14 protein-coding genes and 1 tRNA gene are annotated in these 20,631 nt (G+C 55.3%); 9 read left to right on the top strand and 6 right to left on the bottom strand.

Translation table 11 applies throughout. From position 1 onward, the window contains the following. Nucleotides 1–49: 49 nt before the first annotated feature. Complete coding sequence (gene rcsC, locus QLG21_RS02655) at nt 50–2,896, top strand: two-component system sensor histidine kinase RcsC (RefSeq protein WP_282483840.1); 2,847 nt, start codon at nt 50–52, stop codon at nt 2,894–2,896. Nucleotides 2,897–3,006: 110 nt separating this feature from the next. Here the strand turns inward: rcsC and rcsB are convergent, their stop codons facing one another. Continuing rightward, complete coding sequence (gene rcsB / locus QLG21_RS02650; RefSeq protein ID WP_006176468.1) at nt 3,007–3,657, bottom strand: response regulator transcription factor RcsB; 651 nt, start codon at nt 3,655–3,657, stop codon at nt 3,007–3,009. 16 nt (nt 3,658–3,673) lie between these two features. Beyond that, a complete protein-coding gene (gene rcsD / locus QLG21_RS02645) occupies nt 3,674–6,349 on the bottom strand; it encodes a phosphotransferase RcsD (RefSeq protein ID WP_282483839.1) in 2,676 nt (891 codons plus the stop codon). Between the two features lie 742 nt (nt 6,350–7,091). Between rcsD and QLG21_RS02640 the strand changes: the two genes are divergently transcribed. The 6 genes from QLG21_RS02640 (at nt 7,092) to mgtE (ending at nt 14,490) form a co-directional block, all read left to right on the top strand. Continuing rightward, the gene (locus QLG21_RS02640) at nt 7,092–8,198 is read left to right on the top strand and encodes a porin OmpC (protein ID WP_058609847.1); all 1,107 of its coding nucleotides are present in this window, start codon (nt 7,092–7,094) and stop codon (nt 8,196–8,198) included. A gap of 115 nt (nt 8,199–8,313) precedes the next feature. After that, nucleotides 8,314–9,369 carry an FAD:protein FMN transferase ApbE gene (gene apbE, locus QLG21_RS02635; RefSeq protein ID WP_042320291.1) on the top strand — a complete coding sequence of 352 codons (1,056 nt, stop codon included), beginning with the start codon at nt 8,314–8,316 and terminating at the stop codon, nt 9,367–9,369. Nucleotides 9,370–9,441: 72 nt separating this feature from the next. Then, nucleotides 9,442–10,497, top strand: coding sequence for a bifunctional DNA-binding transcriptional regulator/O6-methylguanine-DNA methyltransferase Ada (gene ada / locus QLG21_RS02630; protein WP_282483876.1), 1,056 nt, complete (start codon nt 9,442–9,444; stop codon nt 10,495–10,497). After that, nucleotides 10,497–11,147 carry a DNA oxidative demethylase AlkB gene (gene alkB / locus QLG21_RS02625; protein ID WP_282483838.1) on the top strand — a complete coding sequence of 217 codons (651 nt, stop codon included), beginning with the start codon at nt 10,497–10,499 and terminating at the stop codon, nt 11,145–11,147. Before ada ends, alkB begins: the two co-directional genes overlap by 1 nt. 76 nt (nt 11,148–11,223) lie before the next feature. Continuing rightward, a complete protein-coding gene (locus tag QLG21_RS02620) occupies nt 11,224–12,867 on the top strand; it encodes a multidrug ABC transporter permease/ATP-binding protein (protein ID WP_006176461.1) in 1,644 nt (547 codons plus the stop codon). A 186-nt stretch (nt 12,868–13,053) separates the two neighbouring features. Further along, nucleotides 13,054–14,490, top strand: coding sequence for a magnesium transporter (gene mgtE, locus QLG21_RS02615; RefSeq protein WP_006176459.1), 1,437 nt, complete (start codon nt 13,054–13,056; stop codon nt 14,488–14,490). Here the strand turns inward: mgtE and QLG21_RS02610 are convergent. After that, the gene (locus tag QLG21_RS02610) at nt 14,453–15,739 is read right to left on the bottom strand and encodes a SulP family inorganic anion transporter (protein WP_137272552.1); all 1,287 of its coding nucleotides are present in this window, start codon (nt 15,737–15,739) and stop codon (nt 14,453–14,455) included. The two genes, mgtE and QLG21_RS02610, sit on opposite strands and share 38 nt — an antisense overlap. A gap of 186 nt (nt 15,740–15,925) precedes the next feature. Here QLG21_RS02610 and mqo point away from each other — a divergent pair, with 186 nt between their 5' ends. Then, nucleotides 15,926–17,575, top strand: coding sequence for a malate dehydrogenase (quinone) (gene mqo / locus QLG21_RS02605; RefSeq protein ID WP_101737247.1), 1,650 nt, complete (start codon nt 15,926–15,928; stop codon nt 17,573–17,575). A 92-nt stretch (nt 17,576–17,667) separates the two neighbouring features. On the opposite strand, the gene eco is transcribed toward mqo, so the two are convergent. Then, entirely contained in the window at nt 17,668–18,171 is a 504-nt protein-coding gene (gene eco / locus QLG21_RS02600) for a serine protease inhibitor ecotin (protein ID WP_006176455.1), read from the bottom strand. Nucleotides 18,172–18,386: 215 nt separating this feature from the next. Here eco and QLG21_RS02595 point away from each other — a divergent pair, with 215 nt between their 5' ends. Beyond that, a complete protein-coding gene (locus QLG21_RS02595) occupies nt 18,387–18,647 on the top strand; it encodes a DUF2534 family protein (protein WP_042320288.1) in 261 nt (86 codons plus the stop codon). Between the two features lie 55 nt (nt 18,648–18,702). Here QLG21_RS02595 and QLG21_RS02590 read toward each other — a convergent pair. Together QLG21_RS02590 and yejM are read right to left on the bottom strand one after the other, a co-directional pair. Continuing rightward, nucleotides 18,703–18,779: transfer RNA gene (locus QLG21_RS02590), tRNA-Pro, on the bottom strand. Nucleotides 18,780–18,851: 72 nt separating this feature from the next. Then, nucleotides 18,852–20,612 (bottom strand): LPS biosynthesis-modulating metalloenzyme YejM, encoded by a 1,761-nt coding sequence (gene yejM, locus QLG21_RS02585; RefSeq protein WP_137849407.1) that lies wholly within the window; start codon nt 20,610–20,612, stop codon nt 18,852–18,854. Between the last annotated feature and the right edge of the window lie 19 nt (nt 20,613–20,631).

Below are 20,631 nucleotides of genomic sequence, written 5' to 3'. Positions count from 1 at the left end.
CTACCTTAACCACATTCTTTTTTGACCCCGATGGCGGAGCCTCGCCCCTTTGAAATACCTTGTCTCCTTTCGTACTACGCTGAAAGTCTCTCGTTATCTGTTTCGGGCGCTGGCACTGTTGCTGTGGCTGCTGGTGGCGCTGATCTCGGTCTTTTATATTGTTAACGCGCTTAACCAGAAAGAAGCTGAAATTCGCCAGGAGTTCAGTATCAGCTCCGATCAGGCCCAGCGTTACATTCAGCGAACGTCGGATGTAATGAAGGAGCTGAAATACATTGCTGAAAATCGCCTGACGGCGGAAAACGGCATTATGGCTATCCGTGGACGCAAAGATAAAACGGAAGTGCCCAATTTCGAGCCACTGTTCCCGGACTCAGACTGCTCCGCGATGGGTAACACCTGGCGCGGTTCGCTCGAATCTCTTGCCTGGTTTATGCGCTACTGGCGGGATAATTTTTCCGCCGCCTACGATCTGAACCGCGTGTTCCTTATCGGCAGCGAAAATCTCTGCATGGCCGACTTTGGCCTGCGTGATATACCCGTCGAACGGGATGATGCGCTGAAAAGCCTGCATGAACGAATCGTTAAATACCGCAATGCGCCTCAGGAAGAGCGCGGCAATAACATCTTCTGGATAAGCCAGGGGCCGCGCATGGGCGTCGGCTATTTCTATGCCCTTACCCCCGTATACCTGGCTAACCGCCTGCAGGCGCTGCTGGGAACGGAACAAACCATCCGTATGGAAAACTTCTTCACGCCGGGCAGCCTGCCGATGGGCGTGACCATTCTGGATGAAAACGGCCATACGCTGATTTCGCTGACCGGGCCGGAGAGCCGCTTAAAAATCGATCCGCACTGGATGCAGGAGCGCTCGTGGTTTGGCTACACCTCGGGCTTCCGCGAGCTGGTGCTCAAGAAAAGTTTACCGCCGTCCTCGCTCAGCATCGTCTACTCGGTGCCTGTTGATATGGTGCTTGAGCGGATCCGTATCCTGATCCTCAATGCCATCCTGCTGAACGTGCTGGTCGGCGTCGCGCTGTTTATGCTGGCGCGGATGTACGAGCGCCGGATATTTATCCCTGCCGAGAGTGATGCCCAGCGTCTGGAAGAGCACGAGCAGTTCAACCGCAAGATTGTCGCCTCTGCGCCGGTGGGAATCTGTATTCTGCGTACCCAGGATGGCACCAACATCCTCAGCAATGAGCTGGCACATAACTACCTCAACATGCTGACCCACGAAGACCGGCAGCGGCTGACGCAGATCATCTGCGGTCAGCAGGTTAACTTTGTCGACGTGCTGACCAGCACCCACACTAACCTGCAGATCAGCTTTGTGCATTCGCGCTACCGTAATGAAAACGTGGCGATCTGCGTGCTGGTGGATGTCTCTGCGCGCGTGAAGATGGAAGAGTCATTGCAGGAGATGGCGCAGGCGGCGGAGCAGGCCAGCCAGTCGAAGTCGATGTTCCTTGCCACCGTCAGCCATGAGTTGCGCACGCCGCTTTACGGCATTATCGGTAACCTCGATCTGTTGCAGACCAAGGAGTTACCGAAAGGGGTCGACAGGCTGGTTACGGCCATGAACAACTCCTCAAGTCTGCTGTTGAAAATCATCAGCGACATTCTCGACTTCTCGAAAATTGAGTCCGAACAGCTCAAAATCGAGCCGCGGGAGTTCTCCCCGCGTGAGGTGATGAATCACATCAGCGCGAACTACATGCCGCTGGTGGTGCGTAAACAGCTGGGGCTGTACTGCTTTATTGAGCCTGACGTGCCGCTGACGCTGCATGGCGACCCGATGCGCCTGCAGCAGGTCATCTCGAACCTGCTCAGCAACGCGATTAAATTCACCGACACGGGCTGTATTGTGCTGCATGTCTGCCTCGTTGGCGACTATTTGACCATTCGCGTGCGCGATACGGGCGTCGGGATCCCGGCGAAAGAAGTAGTGCGCCTGTTTGATCCCTTCTTCCAGGTGGGGACCGGAGTACAGCGCAACTTCCAGGGCACCGGGCTGGGGCTGGCGATTTGCGAAAAACTGATCAGCATGATGGACGGCGATATCTCCGTGGATACCGAACCGGGCATGGGGAGCCAGTTTACCATTCGTATTCCGCTCTACTCGGCGCAGTACCCGGCCAAACCGATGCTGGACGGCCTGAGCGGTAAACGCTGCTGGCTGGCCGTCAATAACGCATCGCTGAACGAATACCTCAGATCCTTGTTAAGCAGCAATGGCATCGAGGTGTCTCTCTACGAAGGGCAAACCCCGGATGCGGACGACATGCTGATTGCGGATGACCCGCCGGAGCAGCCGTGGCAGGGCAGGGGCGCGGTGATCTTCTGCCGACGTCATATCGGCATACCCGTTGAGCGCGCGCCCGGCGAGTGGGTGCACAGCGTGGCTACGCCGCACGAGCTGTTAGCCTTGCTGGCGCGCATTTACAGCATCCAGCTGGACGACGGGGATAACGCATCGGCGCTGCCTTCTCCTGAGTCGCTGGCCTCGCTGAATGACGACATGATGATCCTGGTGGTGGACGACCATCCAATTAACCGTCGCCTTCTGGCTGACCAACTCGGCTCGCTGGGGTATCAGTGCAAAACGGCGAACGATGGCGTCGATGCGCTTAACGTTCTCAGCAAAAACCATATTGATATCGTGCTGAGCGACGTGAATATGCCGAATATGGACGGGTATCGCCTGACGCAGCGCATTCGTCAGCTTGGCCTGACGCTGCCAGTGGTAGGCGTGACGGCAAACGCCCTGGCGGAAGAGAAACAGCGCTGTCTTGAGTCGGGTATGGACAGCTGCCTGTCAAAACCGGTGACGCTGGACGTGCTGAAGCAGACGTTGTCGGTGTATGCAGACAGGGTCAGGAAAACGAGAGTATAAAAAAAGGCCCGTAAGGGCCTTTTTATTTGCCCGGCGGCGCTGCGCTTGCGCGGGCCTACGGGTTCTGTGTGCCGGGTAACGCGAGCGCCACCCGGCACAGACAGCGGAGATCAATCCTTGTCCGACGCGCTCAGCGTAACGGAAGAGAGATAGTTCAGCAGGGCGATATCGTTATCCACACCCAACTTCATCATCGCGGATTTTTTCTGGCTACTGATGGTTTTAATGCTGCGGTTCAGCTTCTTGGCAATCTCGGTGACCAGGAAACCTTCAGCGAACAGACGCAGAACTTCACTCTCTTTCGGTGACAGGCGTTTGTCACCGTAGCCACCCGCGCTGATTTTCTCCAGCAGACGGGAGACGCTCTCAGGGGTGAACTTCTTGCCTTTCTGCAGCGCGGCGAGCGCTTTCGGCAGGTCGGTAGGTGCACCTTGCTTCAGCACAATCCCTTCAATATCCAGATCCAACACCGCGCTCAGGATAGCCGGGTTGTTGTTCATGGTCAGAACGATGATCGAGATGTCAGGGAAGTGACGTTTAATATATTTGATGAGCGTAATCCCATCACCGTATTTGTCCCCAGGCATGGAGAGATCGGTGATGAGGACGTGTGCATCAAGCTTTGGGAGGTTATTGATCAGTGCTGTAGAGTCTTCAAATTCACCGACTACATTCACCCACTCGATCTGTTCAAGCGATTTGCGAATACCGAACAGTACAATCGGATGGTCATCGGCAATAATTACGTTCATATTGTTCATGTATAAGGCTACCTTGCTACAGCAAGCTTTTGACGTAGGCGTCAATGTCGCTGATATAATTTTCAATGCCAGAGGCATCTTTCTCACGAATTAGATGTTCCAGCGTTTCACATAACTGCTTGCCGGGAACCAGATTAAGCATGGCAAACACGCCTTTAAGCCGGTGTGCTGTCTGCGCCAGCGCTGCAAAATCATTCGCAGCGGACTCAGTATACAACCGCTTAACATCATCTGGTACTGTATCAACAAACAGTGAATAGTATCCGCTGGCATGGAGTTCGGCATTTTCATCACCGCCCAACGGGGACTCCAGGATATCTTCCTGCGCCAGCTGCTCCTCGATCAGTTGTAGTACAGCCTCCTGCATCGCATTGCTCATGTTAAAGTTGACGCGCATCTGCCCAGGGCCGATTTTTCGCACGCCTGGCTCATCATCGCTTAAAAGCAAGCCGGAGGCAGTAAGATTAGACGGATTATCAGTTAAAAACAGATCAAATTCTTGACTCGCGAGCCGTTCATCGGGGGTGATACAGCTTGCGCCCCAGTTTTCCAGCTGGCGAACCACGATATTGCGGATCTCGTTTGAGGTCACATCGACCATCACCACCACATCATCCAGCAGACGTTCTTCATCTTCTTCTCGCGGGTTGGCGGTCATTTTTACGTGCAATGAATAGCGCGTGCCGAGAGTTTCACGCGCCTTGATGTTCAGGTGCCCACCCAGCTTGCGCGCCAGCTGATCGCACAGCCAGAAGGTGAGGGCATTTGCCTTGCCGTAGCGGTCGCCCTGCGTATCGTTAAGGAACGGGAAGTGCAGATTATCAATTTCACTCACGGTGACGCCTTCGCCGGTGTCGAGGATACGGAAGGTCAGACGATCGTCCGTTGACTCGTCGGTGCTGACCTCCAGGGTGATCTTGCCGATCTGCGTGGTGGTCACCGCGTACTGGATAAGCATCAGCAGGATCCGGCGCAGGGCTTCGCGATCGCCGTGGCGCTTATCGTTAGCCGGTAAGTGGTTGTTGATGAGCAGTTGCAGACCCTTGCGCTTAATCACGGGCAGCACGTCAGGCACCACTTCATCAATCAGATCCTGAATAGAGAACAGGGACGGATTGCCTTTCCAGCTATCGCTTTCCAGCATGTTCGCAAGCTGAATTTCATCTACCAGCTGCACCAGCGAGTCAGCCTGGCCTGCGAGCTGATGGCTTTCAGGCGTGCTCAGTTCGGCAGCCTTCGCGGCAAGCGTTTTCAACGGCTGCTTGAAGGCCTCGCCAATGTTTTGCATGAACGCGGCGCGCCCCTGCTGGTTTTTTTCATACAGTCTCTGCGCCTGCTTCAGCTTTTTATTCACCAGCACTTCGCGATCCTGATCGCGAATAACAAAAATCTGCGTGCGCGATGCCACCTGGCTGCGGAACTGGCGGATCTCATAGAGTTCATTATTAATGGTGGCCTGGATTACCCCCTGATGCTGATCCGCCATGGTGGTAATGTTCTGCAGGTTCAGATGCGGCAGCAGGTGGTCGGCAATCTTGTTACTCATTACCGTGCGGTTAGCCTCCTGGTCGTGAACCAGCACACCCAGCGGCAGCACGGAGACAATCTCTTCATTAAGGGCGCGCAATACGCGTAGCTCGTTACTTGTTCCAACGGAGACGGAAGAGGATTCCCCCTTCTGGCGGCCCGGCTGGAAACGGAAGGTGCTGTAGCCAAACAGCGCCAGCGCCAGCAGGCCAATGTTCAGGAGCAGCGGCAGCAGGATATTTTGCAGTGTGTCGAGCAGCAGCGTGCCGAAAGGAACCTGCCACACCAGACGCATGCCGGTTGAGTTCAGCGAGGAGGAAATTTCAATCTTCGAACCGTTAAAGGAGATCGAGACGCTCTCTGCCCCTTCTTTATCCGGCGGCGTGCGCATGTTTTGCGTGCTGTTGTCAGGATCCAGACGGAAGCTGTCCAGCGGCATATCCGGCGGGATCAGGTCATTAATGGGTAAGTCGAAGGCTACCACCGTCGCCAGATGCCCTGGCTGGTTGAAGGTGGTGCGCAAGGTAAAGTAATGCCCGTTTTGCCAGGCCAGCCGACGCAGGGAGGAGAAACTTTCGCGCTCGTCCAGGGCGTTAGCCTGCTGGAGCATTTCCGCCCGGCGGGAATCAACGATGCTGCCAACGGTAGTCTCTTTAAAGCCGGAGGAGAGATCTTTAAGCGGCAACGTCGAGACCAGAATCATGCTGTTGTCCTGGCCGTTCAGGTAATACATAGACCACGGCACGGTCTCCGCACCCCAGAGGGTATCAAGATAGCTGGAAATGCGCTGGGTCATCTCCAGCGTGGCGCTGTCGTGCGATCCGAAAATCAGGGCTTCCGTTTTACGCTGTGGTTTTTCGAGGTAATAAACGTCCTGCTTAAGACGCGTTTCCTGTAGTCCTTCACCGGACGATGTGGCCGGGGCGGCGGCAATATTGTCGTAAATCTGCCACGTGGCGTAGCGCCAGGTATCGATTCGTTTATGGATGGCGTGGGTGATATCGACGACCTGATAGCTTTTGTCCTTAAGCCAGGTATTCACCGCGCTTTGAATCATCACCCCCATCGTGACTAACAGCACAATGATCAACAGAAGAAAGAAACGGGTGATGCTCCCGGGAAGAAGGGAAAATTTGCTCGGGGCGGTAGTTTCAGTCTGACTCATTGATATGTTTAACCCGTGGTGGCTGCGCTTTAAGGGGATAGGGCAGTATAAAGGGTAATAACCGAATTTCCAGCGCCGTCATCGGTGAAGCAGGGACTTTTTATTGCCTGAATACCCTCATCGCATAAAGCTTAAAAGATGTACAACACCATGCTGAGTGTACAAATAAGTGGCGATACGAGGGCGAAAATAGCACTAATAAACAAGAAATTAAAAATTCATGCCAGAATGCATATTTTAGAGGGGGAAATAATCGATTTAGTTAATAGTCGTTATAATTTCACGCGGGTAGCACAAGAAAATTATATTTACGTAAAGATAAGTAAAAAAAAACCGAATGCGTTGCATCCGGTCTAATCAGGGATAAACAGACATTCAAAGCTGAATGACGGTAATAAATAAAGTTAATGATGATAGCGAGAGTTATTTTAGTGAGGTTGTACGATTTTGTTTTGTCTTTCAGTGCTGTAAAGATTTTTGGTATAAGGTATTGATATTATTAATGATAATTTAAAGCTTGATTATGCGTGCTCTATTTTTTCACTGTTTGTGCTTTGTAAAAGTTCCTCTTTATTTACAAATGGAAACATCTTTATGGAACAATGAAACATCTTCAAAGTTTTAGTATCATATTCCCATTGGATTATTCTGTAATTTTAAGGAGAATGAATCCGCCGACTGATTAAGAGGGTTGATCAGTAAGCAGTGGCAATAATAAGGCATATAACAGAGGGTTAATAAAATGAAAGTTAAAGTTCTTTCCCTCCTGGTACCAGCTCTGCTGGTAGCAGGCGCAGCAAATGCGGCTGAAATTTATAACAAAGACGGCAACAAATTAGATCTGTACGGCAAAGTAGATGGTCTGCACTATTTCTCTGATGACAAGAGCGCTGACGGCGACCAGACCTACATGCGTCTTGGCTTCAAAGGCGAAACTCAGGTTAACGACCAGCTGACCGGTTACGGCCAGTGGGAATACCAGATTCAGGGTAACACCGATGAAAGCGACAACCAGTCCTGGACGCGTGTGGCGTTCGCGGGTCTGAAATTCGCTGACGCGGGTTCTTTCGATTACGGTCGTAACTACGGCGTAATCTACGACGTGACCTCCTGGACCGACGTTCTGCCAGAGTTTGGCGGCGACACCTACGGCGCAGACAACTTCATGCAATCCCGTGCCAACGGCGTAGCAACCTACCGTAACCAGGACTTCTTCGGTCTGGTTGATGGCCTGAACTTTGCTCTGCAGTATCAGGGTAAAAACGGCAGCGTAAGCGGTGAAAACGATGCGGGTCGTAGCACCCTGAAACAGAACGGCGACGGTTACGGCGCGTCCCTGTCCTACAACCTGGGTGAAGGCTTCAGCATCGGCGGTGCGATGTCCTCTTCCAAACGTACCTCTGACCAGAACAACACCGCAGCACTGGGTGATGGCGATCGCGCAGAAGTGTACACCGGTGGTCTGAAATACGACGCCAACAACATCTACCTGGCCGCGCAGTACTCTCAGACCTATAACGCAACCCGTTTCGGTAATTCCCAGAGCACCAGCGACATCTATGGTTTTGCGAACAAAGCGCAGAACTTCGAAGTGGTTGCTCAGTACCAGTTCGACTTCGGCCTGCGTCCATCCGTGGCGTACCTGCAGTCTAAAGGCAAAGACATCGAAGGTTACGGCGATCAGGATCTGCTGAAATATGTTGATGTTGGCGCGACTTACTACTTCAACAAAAACATGTCTACCTACGTTGATTACAAAATCAACCTCGTTGACGAAAACGAATTCACCCGTCAGGCGGGTATCGGTACTGATGATATCGTAGCGCTGGGTCTGGTTTACCAGTTCTAATCGCGTTTCAGTACGTTGAAGGGGCCTTTTGGCCCCTTTTTTCATGCAATGATTGGGGTCTTACAAATGCCCCCTTTTGGTGTACTCTTGCCGCCCTGGCATGAGGATAATAAGAATGGACATGACTTTTTTACGCGCCAGCTTTCTGGCTACGCTTTTACTTCTGACAGCATGCGACGCATCAACGCCTCCGGCAAAAACCACCGCGCCAGCGCCAACGGTTCTGGATGGTAAAACCATGGGCACCGTCTGGCGCGTCAGCGTGATGAACCTCGACAACGCGCGCGCCGACGAACTCCGCGAAAAAATCCAGTCGCAGTTGGATGCTGACGATCAGCTGCTGTCGACCTGGAAAAATGACTCCGCGCTGATGCGCTTTAATCTTTCCAGAAGCACCTCGCTGTGGCCGGTCAGTGAGGCGATGGCCGACATCGTGACCGAAGCAATGCGCGTGGGATACAAAACCAACGGCGCGATGGATGTCACCGTCGGGCCGCTGGTGAACCTCTGGGGCTTTGGCCCCACTAAACAGCCTGACACTACCCCCGACCAGGCGGCGATTGATGACGCCCGCGCCCGCACGGGGTTACAGCACCTGACGACGATCTATCAGTACGGTCAGCAGTATCTTCAGAAAGATATTCCCGATCTGTTTGTCGACCTTTCGACGGTAGGCGAGGGCTATGCAGCGGACCATCTTGCTAAGCTGATGGCGCAGGAAGGGATTTCACGGTATCTGGTTTCAGTGGGCGGTGCGCTGGTCAGCCGGGGCATGAACGCCAGCGGTAAACCGTGGCGGGTGGCGATCCAAAAGCCAACCGACCAGCAGAACGCGGTTCAGGCGATTGTGGATATCAACGGTCACGGCATCAGCACCTCCGGCAGCTACCGCAACTACTATGAACTTGACGGTAAACGGATTTCGCATGTGATCGACCCGCAGACGGGACGTCCAATTACGCACAACCTGGTCTCGGTCACGGTTATCGCCCCGACGGCGCTGGAGGCGGATGCCTGGGATACCGGGCTGATGGTGCTGGGTACCGAGAAAGCTAAAGAGGTAGTGCGTCAGGAAGGGCTGGCCGTTTACATGATCACCAAAGAGGCGGATGGATTCAAAACCTGGCATTCGCCGCAGTTCGATAGCTTTCTGGTAAAGGAACAAAATTAAAAAGCAAGGTTGCGGGTTTTTCTTCGCTGGCGCTCGGGCAAGGTAGGGGTATGCTTGTAAGAGGAGCCGATGATGAAAAACCTGACCATGACCGATGATGAGCGCTGGCAGGCCGTGCTGGCCCGCGATCCGCTCGCCGATAACCAGTTTGTCTTTGCGGTACAGACGACCGGTATTTTCTGCCGTCCTTCCTGCCGCGCCCGCCACGCGCTGCGCCAGAATGTTCGTTTTTATCCTGATGCGGAACGCGCTGCGCAGGCTGGCTTTCGTCCCTGCAAGCGCTGCATGCCGGACAAACCCGATCCGCAGGCGCAAAAACTGCAAAAAATTGAGCTGGCCTGCCGTCTGCTCGAGCAGGATCCGGCCCTGAGTCTGGAGGCGCTGGCCCGGCAGGTTGCCGTCAGCCCGTTCCATTTCCATCGTCTGTTTAAATCCGTGACCGGCATGACGCCGAAGGCCTGGCAGCAGGCCGCGCGGGCGCAGCGCCTGCGTACTGCGCTTGCTCAGGGCGAGAACATTACCGATGCCGTACTGAACGCCGGTTTTCCGGACAGCAGCAGCTATTACCGCAAAGCCGATGGCGCACTGGGAATGACGGCAAAACAGTATCGCAGGGGGGATATCGCGGTGCGCTATACCCTCGTTGACTGTTCCCTGGGCCGCAGCCTGGTGGCGGAAAGCGAGCGCGGGATCTGCGCGATACTGCTGGGGGATAATGACGCGGCACTTGAAGAGGAGCTGCGAACGCTGTTTTCCAACGCGGCGCGCGAGCCTATGCAGGGCGAGTTTGCTCAGCGCATTCATCAGGTTATCGCCAGTATCGACAGCCACAGGATACCGCTGGCGCTGCCGCTGGATATTCGCGGCACGGCCTTCCAGCAGCAGGTCTGGCAGGCGTTACGCGCCATTCCGGCCGGTGAAACGCTAAGCTATCAGCAGGTGGCGAAGGCCATTGGCAAACCCAATGCCGTGCGTGCCGTGGCGGGAGCCTGCGCGGCGAATACGCTGGCGATTGTGATCCCTTGTCACCGCGTGGTGCGTAACGACGGGGCTCTGTCGGGCTATCGCTGGGGAACCGCCCGCAAGACGCTATTATTACAACGTGAGGCAAAAAAGCTGGAGGGCTAATGCTCGATCTTTTTGCGGAGGCTGAACCCTGGCAGGAGCCGCTGGCTCCCGGGGCGGTGATCCTGCGACGCTTTGCGCTTACGCGCGCGAAGGCGCTGCTCGACGGCATCAACGACGTGGCGGCCATCTCGCCGTTTCGCCACATGGTGACGCCCGGCGGCTACACCATGTCTGTCGCGATGACCAACTGCGGGCCGCTGGGCTGGGCAACCAATGCCCGCGGCTATTTATACGCCCCGGAAGACCCGGTCACCGGCCACCCCTGGCCGCCCGTGCCTGCGGTTTTTGAGGCTCTGTGCCACGAGGCAGCCATCGAAGCGGGGTATCCCGAATTTCAGCCCGACGCCTGTCTGATAAACCGCTACGCCGTCGGAGCAAAGCTGTCGTTGCACCAGGATAAGGATGAGCCGGACCTGCGCGCACCCATTGTTTCCGTCTCCTTAGGGCTACCTGCCGTGTTTCAGTTTGGCGGGTTAAAACGCAGCGATCCCCTGAAACGCCTGATGCTGGAGCATGGCGACGTGGTGGTCTGGGGCCGGGAATCCCGCCTGTATTACCACGGTATTCAGCCTCTTAAGCCTGGCGTTCATCCTATGACGGGGGAATACCGTTACAACCTGACCTTCCGGCAGGCAGCGTACAGCGAATAAAAATAAGAATTATTCTTGATGTAGGCGCAAGGCAGTTTACACTGCTGGCTGTTTTTTATTGTCCGGATTGCTCTGCATGCAACTACTTCTTCTTGTCTGGCGTCAGTATCGCTGGCCTTTTATTGCGGTAATGGCCCTAAGCCTTGCCAGCGCCGCGTTGGGGATTGGCCTGATTGCTTTCATCAACGTGCGTTTGATTGAAATGGTCGACACTTCACTCTCCGTTTTGCCGGAATTCCTGGGATTACTGCTGCTACTGATGGCGGTGACGCTTGGCTCACAGCTGGCCCTGACCGCGCTTGGCCACCATTTCGTTTTCCGTCTGCGAAGCGAATTCATCAAACGGATCATGGATACCCACGTTGAGCGCATTGAGCAGCTTGGCAGCGCCTCTCTGCTGGCAGGGCTGACCAGCGACGTACGTGCCATCACCATTGCGTTTGTGCGTCTGCCGGAACTGGTGCAGGGGATCATTCTGACCTTTGGCTCGGCGGCCTATCTGGCCTGGCTTTCCACCAAAATGCTGGCCGTGACCGCGCTGTGGATCGTCATTACCATCTGGGGCGGCTTCCTGCTGGTATCGCGCGTCTATAAACACATGGCGGTGCTGCGCGAAACCGAAGATAAGCTCTATAACGATTACCAGACGGTACTGGAAGGGCGCAAGGAGCTGACGCTGAACCGCGAGCGTGCCGAGCATATCTTTAACCACCTGTATACGCCCGATGCGCGCGAATACCGGCACCATATTATCCGGGCCGATACCTTCCATCTTAGCGCGGTGAACTGGTCGAACATTATGATGCTGGGGGCGATTGGCCTGGTGTTCTGGATGGCAAATAGCCTGGGCTGGGCCGATACCAACGTGGCGGCAACCTACTCGCTGACGCTGTTGTTCCTGCGCACGCCGCTGCTTTCCGCTGTCGGCGCGCTGCCCACGCTGCTGAGTGCTCAGGTGGCGTTTAACAAACTTAAAAAATTCGACCTCGCGCCGTTCAAAGCCGAGTTCCCGCGCCCGCAGGCCTTCCCGCACTGGCAAACGCTGGAACTGCGCGACGTCACCTTCCGCTATCAGGACAACGCGTTTTCCGTCGGGCCGGTAAACCTGACGATTCACCGCGGCGAGCTGCTGTTCCTGATTGGCGGCAACGGCAGCGGAAAATCGACGCTGGCGATGCTGCTGACCGGGCTGTACCAGCCGCAGTCAGGCGAAATTTTGCTTGATGGCAAAGCGCTGAACGCAGAAAAGCCGGAGGATTACCGCAAACTCTTCTCGGCGGTATTCACCGACGTCTGGCTGTTCGACCACCTGCTGGGGCCGGAAGGGCAGCAGGCGGACCCTGCGCTGGTGGACAAATGGCTTGCGCACCTGCAAATGTCGCACAAGCTGGAATTGCAGGACGGCAAGATCCTCAACCTGAAGCTCTCCAAGGGGCAGAAAAAGCGCGTGGCGCTGCTGCTGGCGCTGGCTGAAGAGCGCGACATCATCCTGCTGGACGAGTGGGCAGCCGATCAGGACCCGCACTTCCGCCGTGAGTTTTATCAGGTGCTTCTGCCGCTGATGCAGGAGATGGGCAAGACCATTTTTGCCATCAGCCATGACGATCACTACTTCATCCATGCCGATCGTCTGCTGGAGATGCGCGACGGGAAGCTCAGCGAGCTGACCGGCGAAGAGCGCGACGCGGCTTCACGTGATGCGGTGGCCCGTACGGCCTGAGTGCGATTGTGCCGGGTGGTGGCTTCGCCTCACCCGGCATGTTTACGCCCGTGCGAAGGTAGCAACGCCGTGTACGCTGTTTAGCACGATATGCCGCTTTTTTCTCCATCCCGCCCCGTTGTTTATTCTTATTTACATATCCCCGCGCTATGCTTAATGCCATCTCATTTCATGGATTTATGATTGATGTCGGTATTAAGCAAAAACAGCGCCAGGGTGCGCGATCAGGAACGTGCGCGTCTTATCTGGCTTCTCACTACCGATAAAGCGGTTACGTCTGCTTTACTGGGTAAACTGACCCTGGCTGAGCAATATGATGTCGGTACGTTATCCGACGATATTGCTGAGGTAGGAGCGCTGGTTGCTCACTTGCCCCCGCCCGACCTGGCGGACACCCTTGAAGCACTCCCTTCGGAAGAACGCCACGCCCTGTGGCGGCTGGTACAGGATCACGAGCGTGGTCAGGTCCTGCTTGAGGCGTCCGAAAACGTCTGGGATGACCTCATCGATGAGATGAGCGACAAGGCCATTCTGGATGCCCTGCAAACGCTCGACATCGACGAGCAGATTTACCTGGTTCAGCACCTGCCGCGAAACCTGACCGGGCGACTGCTGGCGTCCCTGCCGGCGGAAGAGCGCGCGCGGGTGCGTCAGGTGATGCACTACGAAAAAAACAGCGTCGGCGCGATCATGGAGTTTGGCGTCATCATGGTGCGCCCGGATGTGACCCTCGGGACGGTGCAGCGCTATCTGCGTCGCCTGGGCGATATGCCGGACAACACCGATAAGCTGTTTGTCACCTCACGGGATAAAACCCTGCTTGGCGAGCTGGAGCTGAAAACTATTCTGCTCAACAGCACCCAGCGGCGGGTGAGTGAGGTGATGGAGAACGAACCGATGGTCTTCTCGCCGGAAGATGACGCGGAAAAAGCCGCGCGTACCTTCGAGCGTGACAACCTAGTGAGTGCGGCAGTGGTGGATTCAGTGGGCAAACTGATGGGGCGTCTCACCATCGACGAGATCGTCGATGTGGTCTACGAAGAGACCGATAACGATTTACGTGCCCTCGGGGGGATCAGCGCCGAAGATGACGTTCACGCCTCCGTCGGCAAGGCTGTCAAAACGCGCTGGGCGTGGCTGGCCATCAATCTCTGTACCGCGTTCATCGCCTCGCGCGTGATTGACGGCTTTGAACATACCATTTCACAACTGGTGGCGCTGGCCTCGCTGATGCCCATTGTGGCAGGGATCGGCGGCAACACCGGTAATCAGACCATCACCATGATCGTCCGCGCGCTGGCGCTGGAAAACATTCAGCCCGGCAACTTCGCCTTTCTGATTTTCAGGGAGATGGGCGTGGCGCTGATCAACGGCCTGGTGTGGGGCGGGATCATGGGGGGCATCACCTGGTGGCTGTACGATGATATGGCGCTCGGCGGGGTGATGATGCTGGCAATGGTGTTAAACCTGCTGGTGGCCTCAATGATGGGGGTCATTATTCCGCTGACGATGACCAAGCTCAAGCGCGACCCCGCAGTGGGGTCGAGCGTGATGATCACTGCCATTACCGATACCGGCGGTTTCTTTATTTTTCTTGGGCTGGCGACGATTTTTCTTCTGTAACCCGAGGCGTGCGCTTAAGTCGGGCGGGCAGGATAACCATCATCACAATCCCGCCCAGCACGCCAATCGCCAGATTACCGGTGTAGACCGTTGCCGCCACGGTGACCAGCATCACGACCGTTTCGGCAATCGGGGCGTGTTTTAACGTCGCAGGCTGAATACTATGCCAGCTGAAGGTTTTAATGGCCACGATGGCCATGATCCCGGCCAGAACAGCCATCGGTATTTTCGCCATCACCTCGCTGAGCGCGGTGACCAGCACCAGCAGCACAATGCCCGCCGCAACGGTTGAAATGCGGCTGCGGCCTTTGCCCATCTCAACGTTGACGATGGTTTGTCCAATCATCGCACAGCCTGCAATACCGCCATACAGCCCGGCCATGATATTACCCACGCCCAGCCCGATGCTTTCCCGGCGCTTGCTTGACGGGGTGACGGTCAGCTCATCCACCAGCTTCGCCGTCAGCAGCGACTCCAGCAGACCGACAAAAGCAATACTCAGTGCGCACGGCCAGATGATGGACAGCGTGTGCAGATTCAGCGGAACAAGCAGCTGCGTCAGCCCCGGCAAGCCGCCACTCATAGAGCCTTCATCGCCGACGGTGGGCAGGATCTGTCCGCTGGTGACGGTGAAAAGGGTTAACACCACGATGGCGATCAGCGGCGAGGGGACGCTTTTGATGTAGCGCGGAACCCACAGCACAATCAGCAGCGTCAGGACAAACAGGCCGACAATCAGCGGGCTTTTGCTCCAGAAGTGCGGAACCTGGGCGAAGAAAATCAAAATGCCGAGGGCGTTTACAAACCCGGTCATCACCGACTGGGGGATAAAGCGCATTAACCGCGCCATGCCCAGCACGCCAAACAGGATCTGGATAGCCCCGGCCATCAGGACCGCAGGCAGGATGTACTGCACGCCGTGCTGATGCACCATCGGACCAATCACCAGCGCAACGGAGCCTGCGGCAGCCGTCACCATGGCCGGGCGACCACCGAGCACGGACAGGGCCAGACAGAGAACCACGGAGGCGACCAGGCTCACTTTCGGGTCTACGCCCGCGACGACGGAAAACGAGATGACCTCGGGGATCAGCGCCAGCGCGGTAATTACGCCCGCCAGCGTTTCGCGCATCAGACTCGATGGCGATCGAAGTACGTTAGCAACGTGATTTTCTTGGGAGATGGGTAATGACATAACAATTCGCAGGTTAGGGCAGGCTTCCGTGCGCGCGATCACAAAGTGCAGCATAGTAGCCACAAAAACCGACCATTGCCAGCGGCACGCGCAATCCCCTACAAACAATCCATCATTAAATTTCACAATTACAATAATTTCGTAACCTTTAAACAATATTTAAAAGTTGCTACCGTTCCCGCGCAGCTGTTTCACCTGCAATTTCCACGCATCACGTACTATTCAACGAAGGCATAAATTATGAAAAAAATGACTGCCATGCTCTTTTCTCTGGCTGTGGGACTGAATACCGTCTCCCTGGCGGCGAAAGCCGACACGCCTGAAGAGCAGGAAACGGACGTCCTTTTAATTGGTGGCGGCATCATGAGCGCTACGCTGGGCACCTATCTGCACGAACTCCAGCCGGACTGGTCGATGACCATGGTCGAGCGCCTTGATGGCGTGGCGAAGGAGAGCTCTAACGGCTGGAACAACGCCGGTACCGGGCATTCGGCACTCATGGAACTGAACTACACGCCGCAGAAAAAGGACGGTTCCATTAGTATCGAGAAGGCGGTAGAGATCAACGAAGCGTTCCAGATCTCTCGTCAGTTCTGGTCTCACCAGGTTAACAGCGGCGTGCTGCAAAACCCGCACTCCTTTATCAACACCGTTCCGCACATGAGCTTCGTGTGGGGCGACCAGAACGTTAACTTCCTGCGCGCGCGCTACGCTGCCCTGCAGCAGAGCACCCTGTTCCGCGGCATGAAATACTCTGAAGATCACGCCCAAATTAAAGAGTGGGCACCGCTGGTAATGGAAGGTCGTGACCCGAACCAGAAAGTCGCGGCGACCCGTACCGAAATTGGTACCGACGTGAACTACGGTGAGATCACCCGTCAGCTGGTTGGCTCCCTGCAGAAGAAAAACAACTTCACGCTGCAGCTTAACACCGAAGTACGCGGCTTCAAGCGCAACGCGGATAACAGCTGGAGCGTGACCGTTGCCGATCTGAAAAACAACGAAGCCGAGCACGTCATTAAAGCGAAGTTCGTCTTTATTGGTGCAGGCGGGGCAGCGCTGAAGCTGCTGCAGGAGACCGGTATTCCTGAAGCGGATGGCTATGCGGGCTTCCCGGTAGGCGGCCAGTTCCTGGTATCTGAAAACCCTGAAGTGGTAAACCGTCACCTGGCGAAAGTGTACGGCCAGGCCTCTGTCGGCGCGCCGCCGATGTCCGTTCCGCACATCGATACCCGTATGCTTGACGGCAAGCGCGTGGTGCTGTTCGGGCCGTTCGCAACCTTCTCGACCAAGTTCCTGAAAAATGGTTCGCTGTGGGATCTGCTGAGCGCGACCACCACCTCTAACGTGAAGCCTATGATCGACGTCGGTCTGGATAACTTCGACCTGGTGAAATACCTAATTAGCCAGGTGATGCTCTCTGACGAAGAACGCTTCGAGGCGCTGAAAGAGTACTATCCGCAGGCGAAAAAAGAGGACTGGCGTCTGTGGCAGGCGGGCCAGCGCGTGCAGATCATCAAACGCGATCCTAAAGAGGGCGGGGTACTGCGTCTGGGTACCGAAGTGGTGAGCGATAAAGACGGGACGATTGCTGCCCTGCTGGGTGCATCACCGGGCGCGTCCACCGCGGCACCGATCATGCTGCACCTGATGGAAAAAGTGTTTAAAGATAAAGTCGCCAGCCCGGAATGGCAGGCGAAGCTGAAAACCATCATTCCATCTTACGGCACGAAGCTGAACGGTAACGTTGAGGCGACGGAACAAGAGCTGGAATACACCAGCCGCGTGCTGCAGTTGCAGTACATCAAGCCGCAGGCCGCCGACGCGGCACCTAAGGCAGAGCTGAAACCTCAGCCGGAAAACAAACCGGTCGCGGATATCGCACTGTAATATAAAAAAGCCGGGTGGCGCTAACGCTTACCCGGCTTACGTTCGGTGCTGTGTTGCAGGTCGGGTAAGGCGAAGCCGTCACCCGAATTTTTTCAACGAATTACCGCTTGCCCAACGTTCTCATCCGCCTTCCAGATGCGATACTTCACATCCACATTTTCAGGCGTGTATACCACGATAGGCAGCTTGCTGTTGTAGCGCAGCAGACTGTTGTCACCCAGATACGCGGTCACAAATTTCTTCTCTTTTTTGCCGTCCGGGCAGGCCATCATAGTGGAGACCGGAGAAGTCACTTTATCAAAGACGTAGTAGTCGTAACCCCAGCCTTCCAGGGTTTTGCTCTCCAGCTTGCCGCCCAGACGGTGGTGGTTACAGTCCACTTCCAGCGTCTGACCAATCAGCAACTCAACTTTGAAGTTGGCTTCATTTTCCTGGGCCGGAACCTGAATAACCTGACGCTTCATCCCCTTTTCCGCTTGCGGATAAGGGGCTACTTTTTCCAGAGGCTGATCGTTTTTGGTGTCGGTGGCGAATGCGCTGGTGCTGACGCAGGCTGCAGCCAGCAGGGCGATGGCAAATTTAGGTGCGTTTTTCACAGTTATCCCTTTATGTCTATGTCAAAACGTTCGCTGCCAGATTAGCATAATTCAAATGAATGATTGGAGTGATTTACTTACATTTTCATTATGTATGGATGAATACACTGCCTGATGGCGATGTCACTGGTCTTTCGTGCTGGTGTGGAGTCGAGGGGGAGATCGTGTTATTTTAAGCGTTAAAAATGTTATTCATCTGTAAAGGGAAGAGAAAGATGGTTCGTGCAAAACTGAAAACAGCTGAAGGCCGCAAGTTTTTACTGGCATTACTGGTTGTGTTTTTGATTGCCGCTGCGTGCGTTGGCCGGGCAACCATTGTGGGCGTGATCGAGCAGTACAATATTCCGCTCTCCGCCTGGACCACCAGCATGTATGTGCTGCAGTCGGCGATGATCTTTGTCTACAGTCTGGTCTTCACCGTTCTGCTCGCCATTCCGCTGGGGATCTTCTTCCTCGGGGAGCGCGACAAGCACTAAGCCTGAGCGTCAGCCATAAAAAAACCCGCCATAAGGCGGGTTTTTTGTATTTGATTGGTCGGCACGAGAGGATTTGAACCTCCGACCCCCGACACCCCATGACGGTGCGCTACCAGGCTGCGCTACGTGCCGACGCATAAAAGGAATACTACTCGAATCCTTTTTGAATGCAAGGGGAGACCACGCTAACTGGTTTATAATTAATCAGTTAGCGATGAAGCGTTTCTCATCCGTCAGCACCTGCAGCAGCAGGCTGAGCTGCGGCTTCTGATCCTTGAGCTTCTCACCCTGAAGATTATACGTCTGGTAGCTGCCGTTGCTGTTCAGCACCAGCGTCAGCGCCGGCGTCGTTACCGCCAGGGTGTTGCCGCCAGCTGCCGTGACCCAGTCATGTCGGCGCGTGGCGCTGAAGAGATCCTGTCCCTGCGAATATTCATTTGCTGGCGTACTGACGTGCAGCAGACGCTGCATAAGCGTGGTCATGACGTCTTTATGATCGGTCAGCATCGTGACGCGCTGAGCAGGGGTGCCCGGCCAGTGAATGACCAGCGGGACGTGCAGGTTAGGACGAGACCAGTCCATATTTTTAGTCTCATCGCCCAGCGGCACGCCGTGACCCGCAGTAATAATTACGACCGTATTGTCGAGCTTGCCAGAGTCGCGAAGTGCCTTCAGCACGCGCGCAATTTGCGCATCGACATCATCCGCAGCACGGCTGTAGCGGCGAGCAAAGCCTTTTTGATTGCTGTCATCAAGCGTGGTGCCGTTAAAGGCAACCCACGAGAACCAGCGGTTATCTTCCTGAGCATAGCGCTGCAGCCAGTTAACCCACTGGTTGGCGGTCTGCTCATCGGACTGGCTACGCGGTGCAGGCAGGGAGAAATCAGACAGCAACGCCTGGCGATACAGCGCGCTGTTAAAGCCGTCTGAGGCAAATAAGCCTAACTGATATCCCTGCTGATTCAGCCCGGTGATCAGCGCCGCCGGAATACGTGCGGCCAGCACACCGTCCATATAGCCTGGGGAAATGCCGTAAAACAGGCCGAAGATCCCCGCGTCGGTGGTGTTACCAGAGCTCATATGCTGCGTAAAGGTGATGTTCTGTCCGGCGAAGTCGGCCAGCGCCGGCATCTGTTTCTCGTAACGGGAATAGTTCAGACCGTCCACGGTGATCAGCAAGACGTTCTGGCCGCGACCCATATCGCGGTAGCGCAGATCGCTCAGCGGGTACTGCACGCTGACCGCTTCCGGATTACCTTGCTCAACCAGACGACGTTGATACTCCTGAGCATCCAGCAGGCCGTGCTTCTCAAGGAAGCGACGCGCGGTCATCGGGTAGGAGAGCGGCAGGTTGGCGCGTTGCATGGTAATCGGGCGATAGAAGTTCGCATCTGCCCAGATATACATGATGTGCGAGCTGATAAAAGAGATGAAAAACAGCGCCGCGACCGGCTTCGCATAATGGCGACGTCGCGTCAGGCTGCGGAGTTTTTGCCAACTCCAGGTGGCAAAGAGCATCTCAATCAGGAGAATAATGGGCACGCTGATAAACATCAGCTGCCAGTCACGTGCGGTCTCGTTTTGGTCAGGGTTAATGACCAGCTCCCAGACGATGGGGTTGAGATGCAGGTGGAAACGGGTAAAGACTTCACTGTCGATAAGCAACAGCGTCATGCCCGCTGTCGCGAGGATCGCGGACAGGAAGCGCATCAGACGCTGCGACATGACGACAAACGTCAGGGGAAACAGGATCAGCAGATAGGTAGCGAACACCAAAAAGCTAAAGTGACCGACAACGCTTATCCAGGAGTAGACACGCCCGGTTAAGGTAGTGGGCCAGTCCGCGACAAACAGATAACGACAGCCAATCACCATCGCCAACAGGATGTTGAACAGGGCAAACCAGTGCCCCCAGCTAACCATCTGGGAGACTTTTTCACGGTAGCGCTGACGATTCGTCACCATAAACTGTTGTTCGTTTCCC

It is taken from the genome of Enterobacter sp. V87_3, from assembly GCF_029967835.1.
GTDB classification, from domain to species: domain Bacteria; phylum Pseudomonadota; class Gammaproteobacteria; order Enterobacterales; family Enterobacteriaceae; genus Enterobacter; species Enterobacter cancerogenus.
The sequence above is the reverse complement of the archived record's forward strand: the minus strand, read 5'-3'. Positions and strand labels throughout refer to the sequence as shown.

Excerpts from the sequence above, each read along its gene's own strand:
- rcsB (WP_006176468.1), bottom strand. The coding sequence starts at position 3,657 with ATGAACAATATGAACGTAATTATTGCCGATGACCATCCGATTGTACTG.
- rcsD (WP_282483839.1), bottom strand. The coding sequence starts at position 6,349 with ATGAGTCAGACTGAAACTACCGCCCCGAGCAAATTTTCCCTTCTTCCC.
- QLG21_RS02640 (WP_058609847.1), top strand. The coding sequence starts at position 7,092 with ATGAAAGTTAAAGTTCTTTCCCTCCTGGTACCAGCTCTGCTGGTAGCA.
- apbE (WP_042320291.1), top strand. The coding sequence starts at position 8,314 with ATGGACATGACTTTTTTACGCGCCAGCTTTCTGGCTACGCTTTTACTT.
- ada (WP_282483876.1), top strand. The coding sequence starts at position 9,442 with ATGAAAAACCTGACCATGACCGATGATGAGCGCTGGCAGGCCGTGCTG.
- alkB (WP_282483838.1), top strand. The coding sequence starts at position 10,497 with ATGCTCGATCTTTTTGCGGAGGCTGAACCCTGGCAGGAGCCGCTGGCT.
- QLG21_RS02620 (WP_006176461.1), top strand. The coding sequence starts at position 11,224 with ATGCAACTACTTCTTCTTGTCTGGCGTCAGTATCGCTGGCCTTTTATT.
- mgtE (WP_006176459.1), top strand. The coding sequence starts at position 13,054 with ATGTCGGTATTAAGCAAAAACAGCGCCAGGGTGCGCGATCAGGAACGT.
- QLG21_RS02610 (WP_137272552.1), bottom strand. The coding sequence starts at position 15,739 with ATGCTGCACTTTGTGATCGCGCGCACGGAAGCCTGCCCTAACCTGCGA.
- mqo (WP_101737247.1), top strand. The coding sequence starts at position 15,926 with ATGAAAAAAATGACTGCCATGCTCTTTTCTCTGGCTGTGGGACTGAAT.
- QLG21_RS02595 (WP_042320288.1), top strand. The coding sequence starts at position 18,387 with ATGGTTCGTGCAAAACTGAAAACAGCTGAAGGCCGCAAGTTTTTACTG.
- yejM (WP_137849407.1), bottom strand. The coding sequence starts at position 20,612 with ATGGTGACGAATCGTCAGCGCTACCGTGAAAAAGTCTCCCAGATGGTT.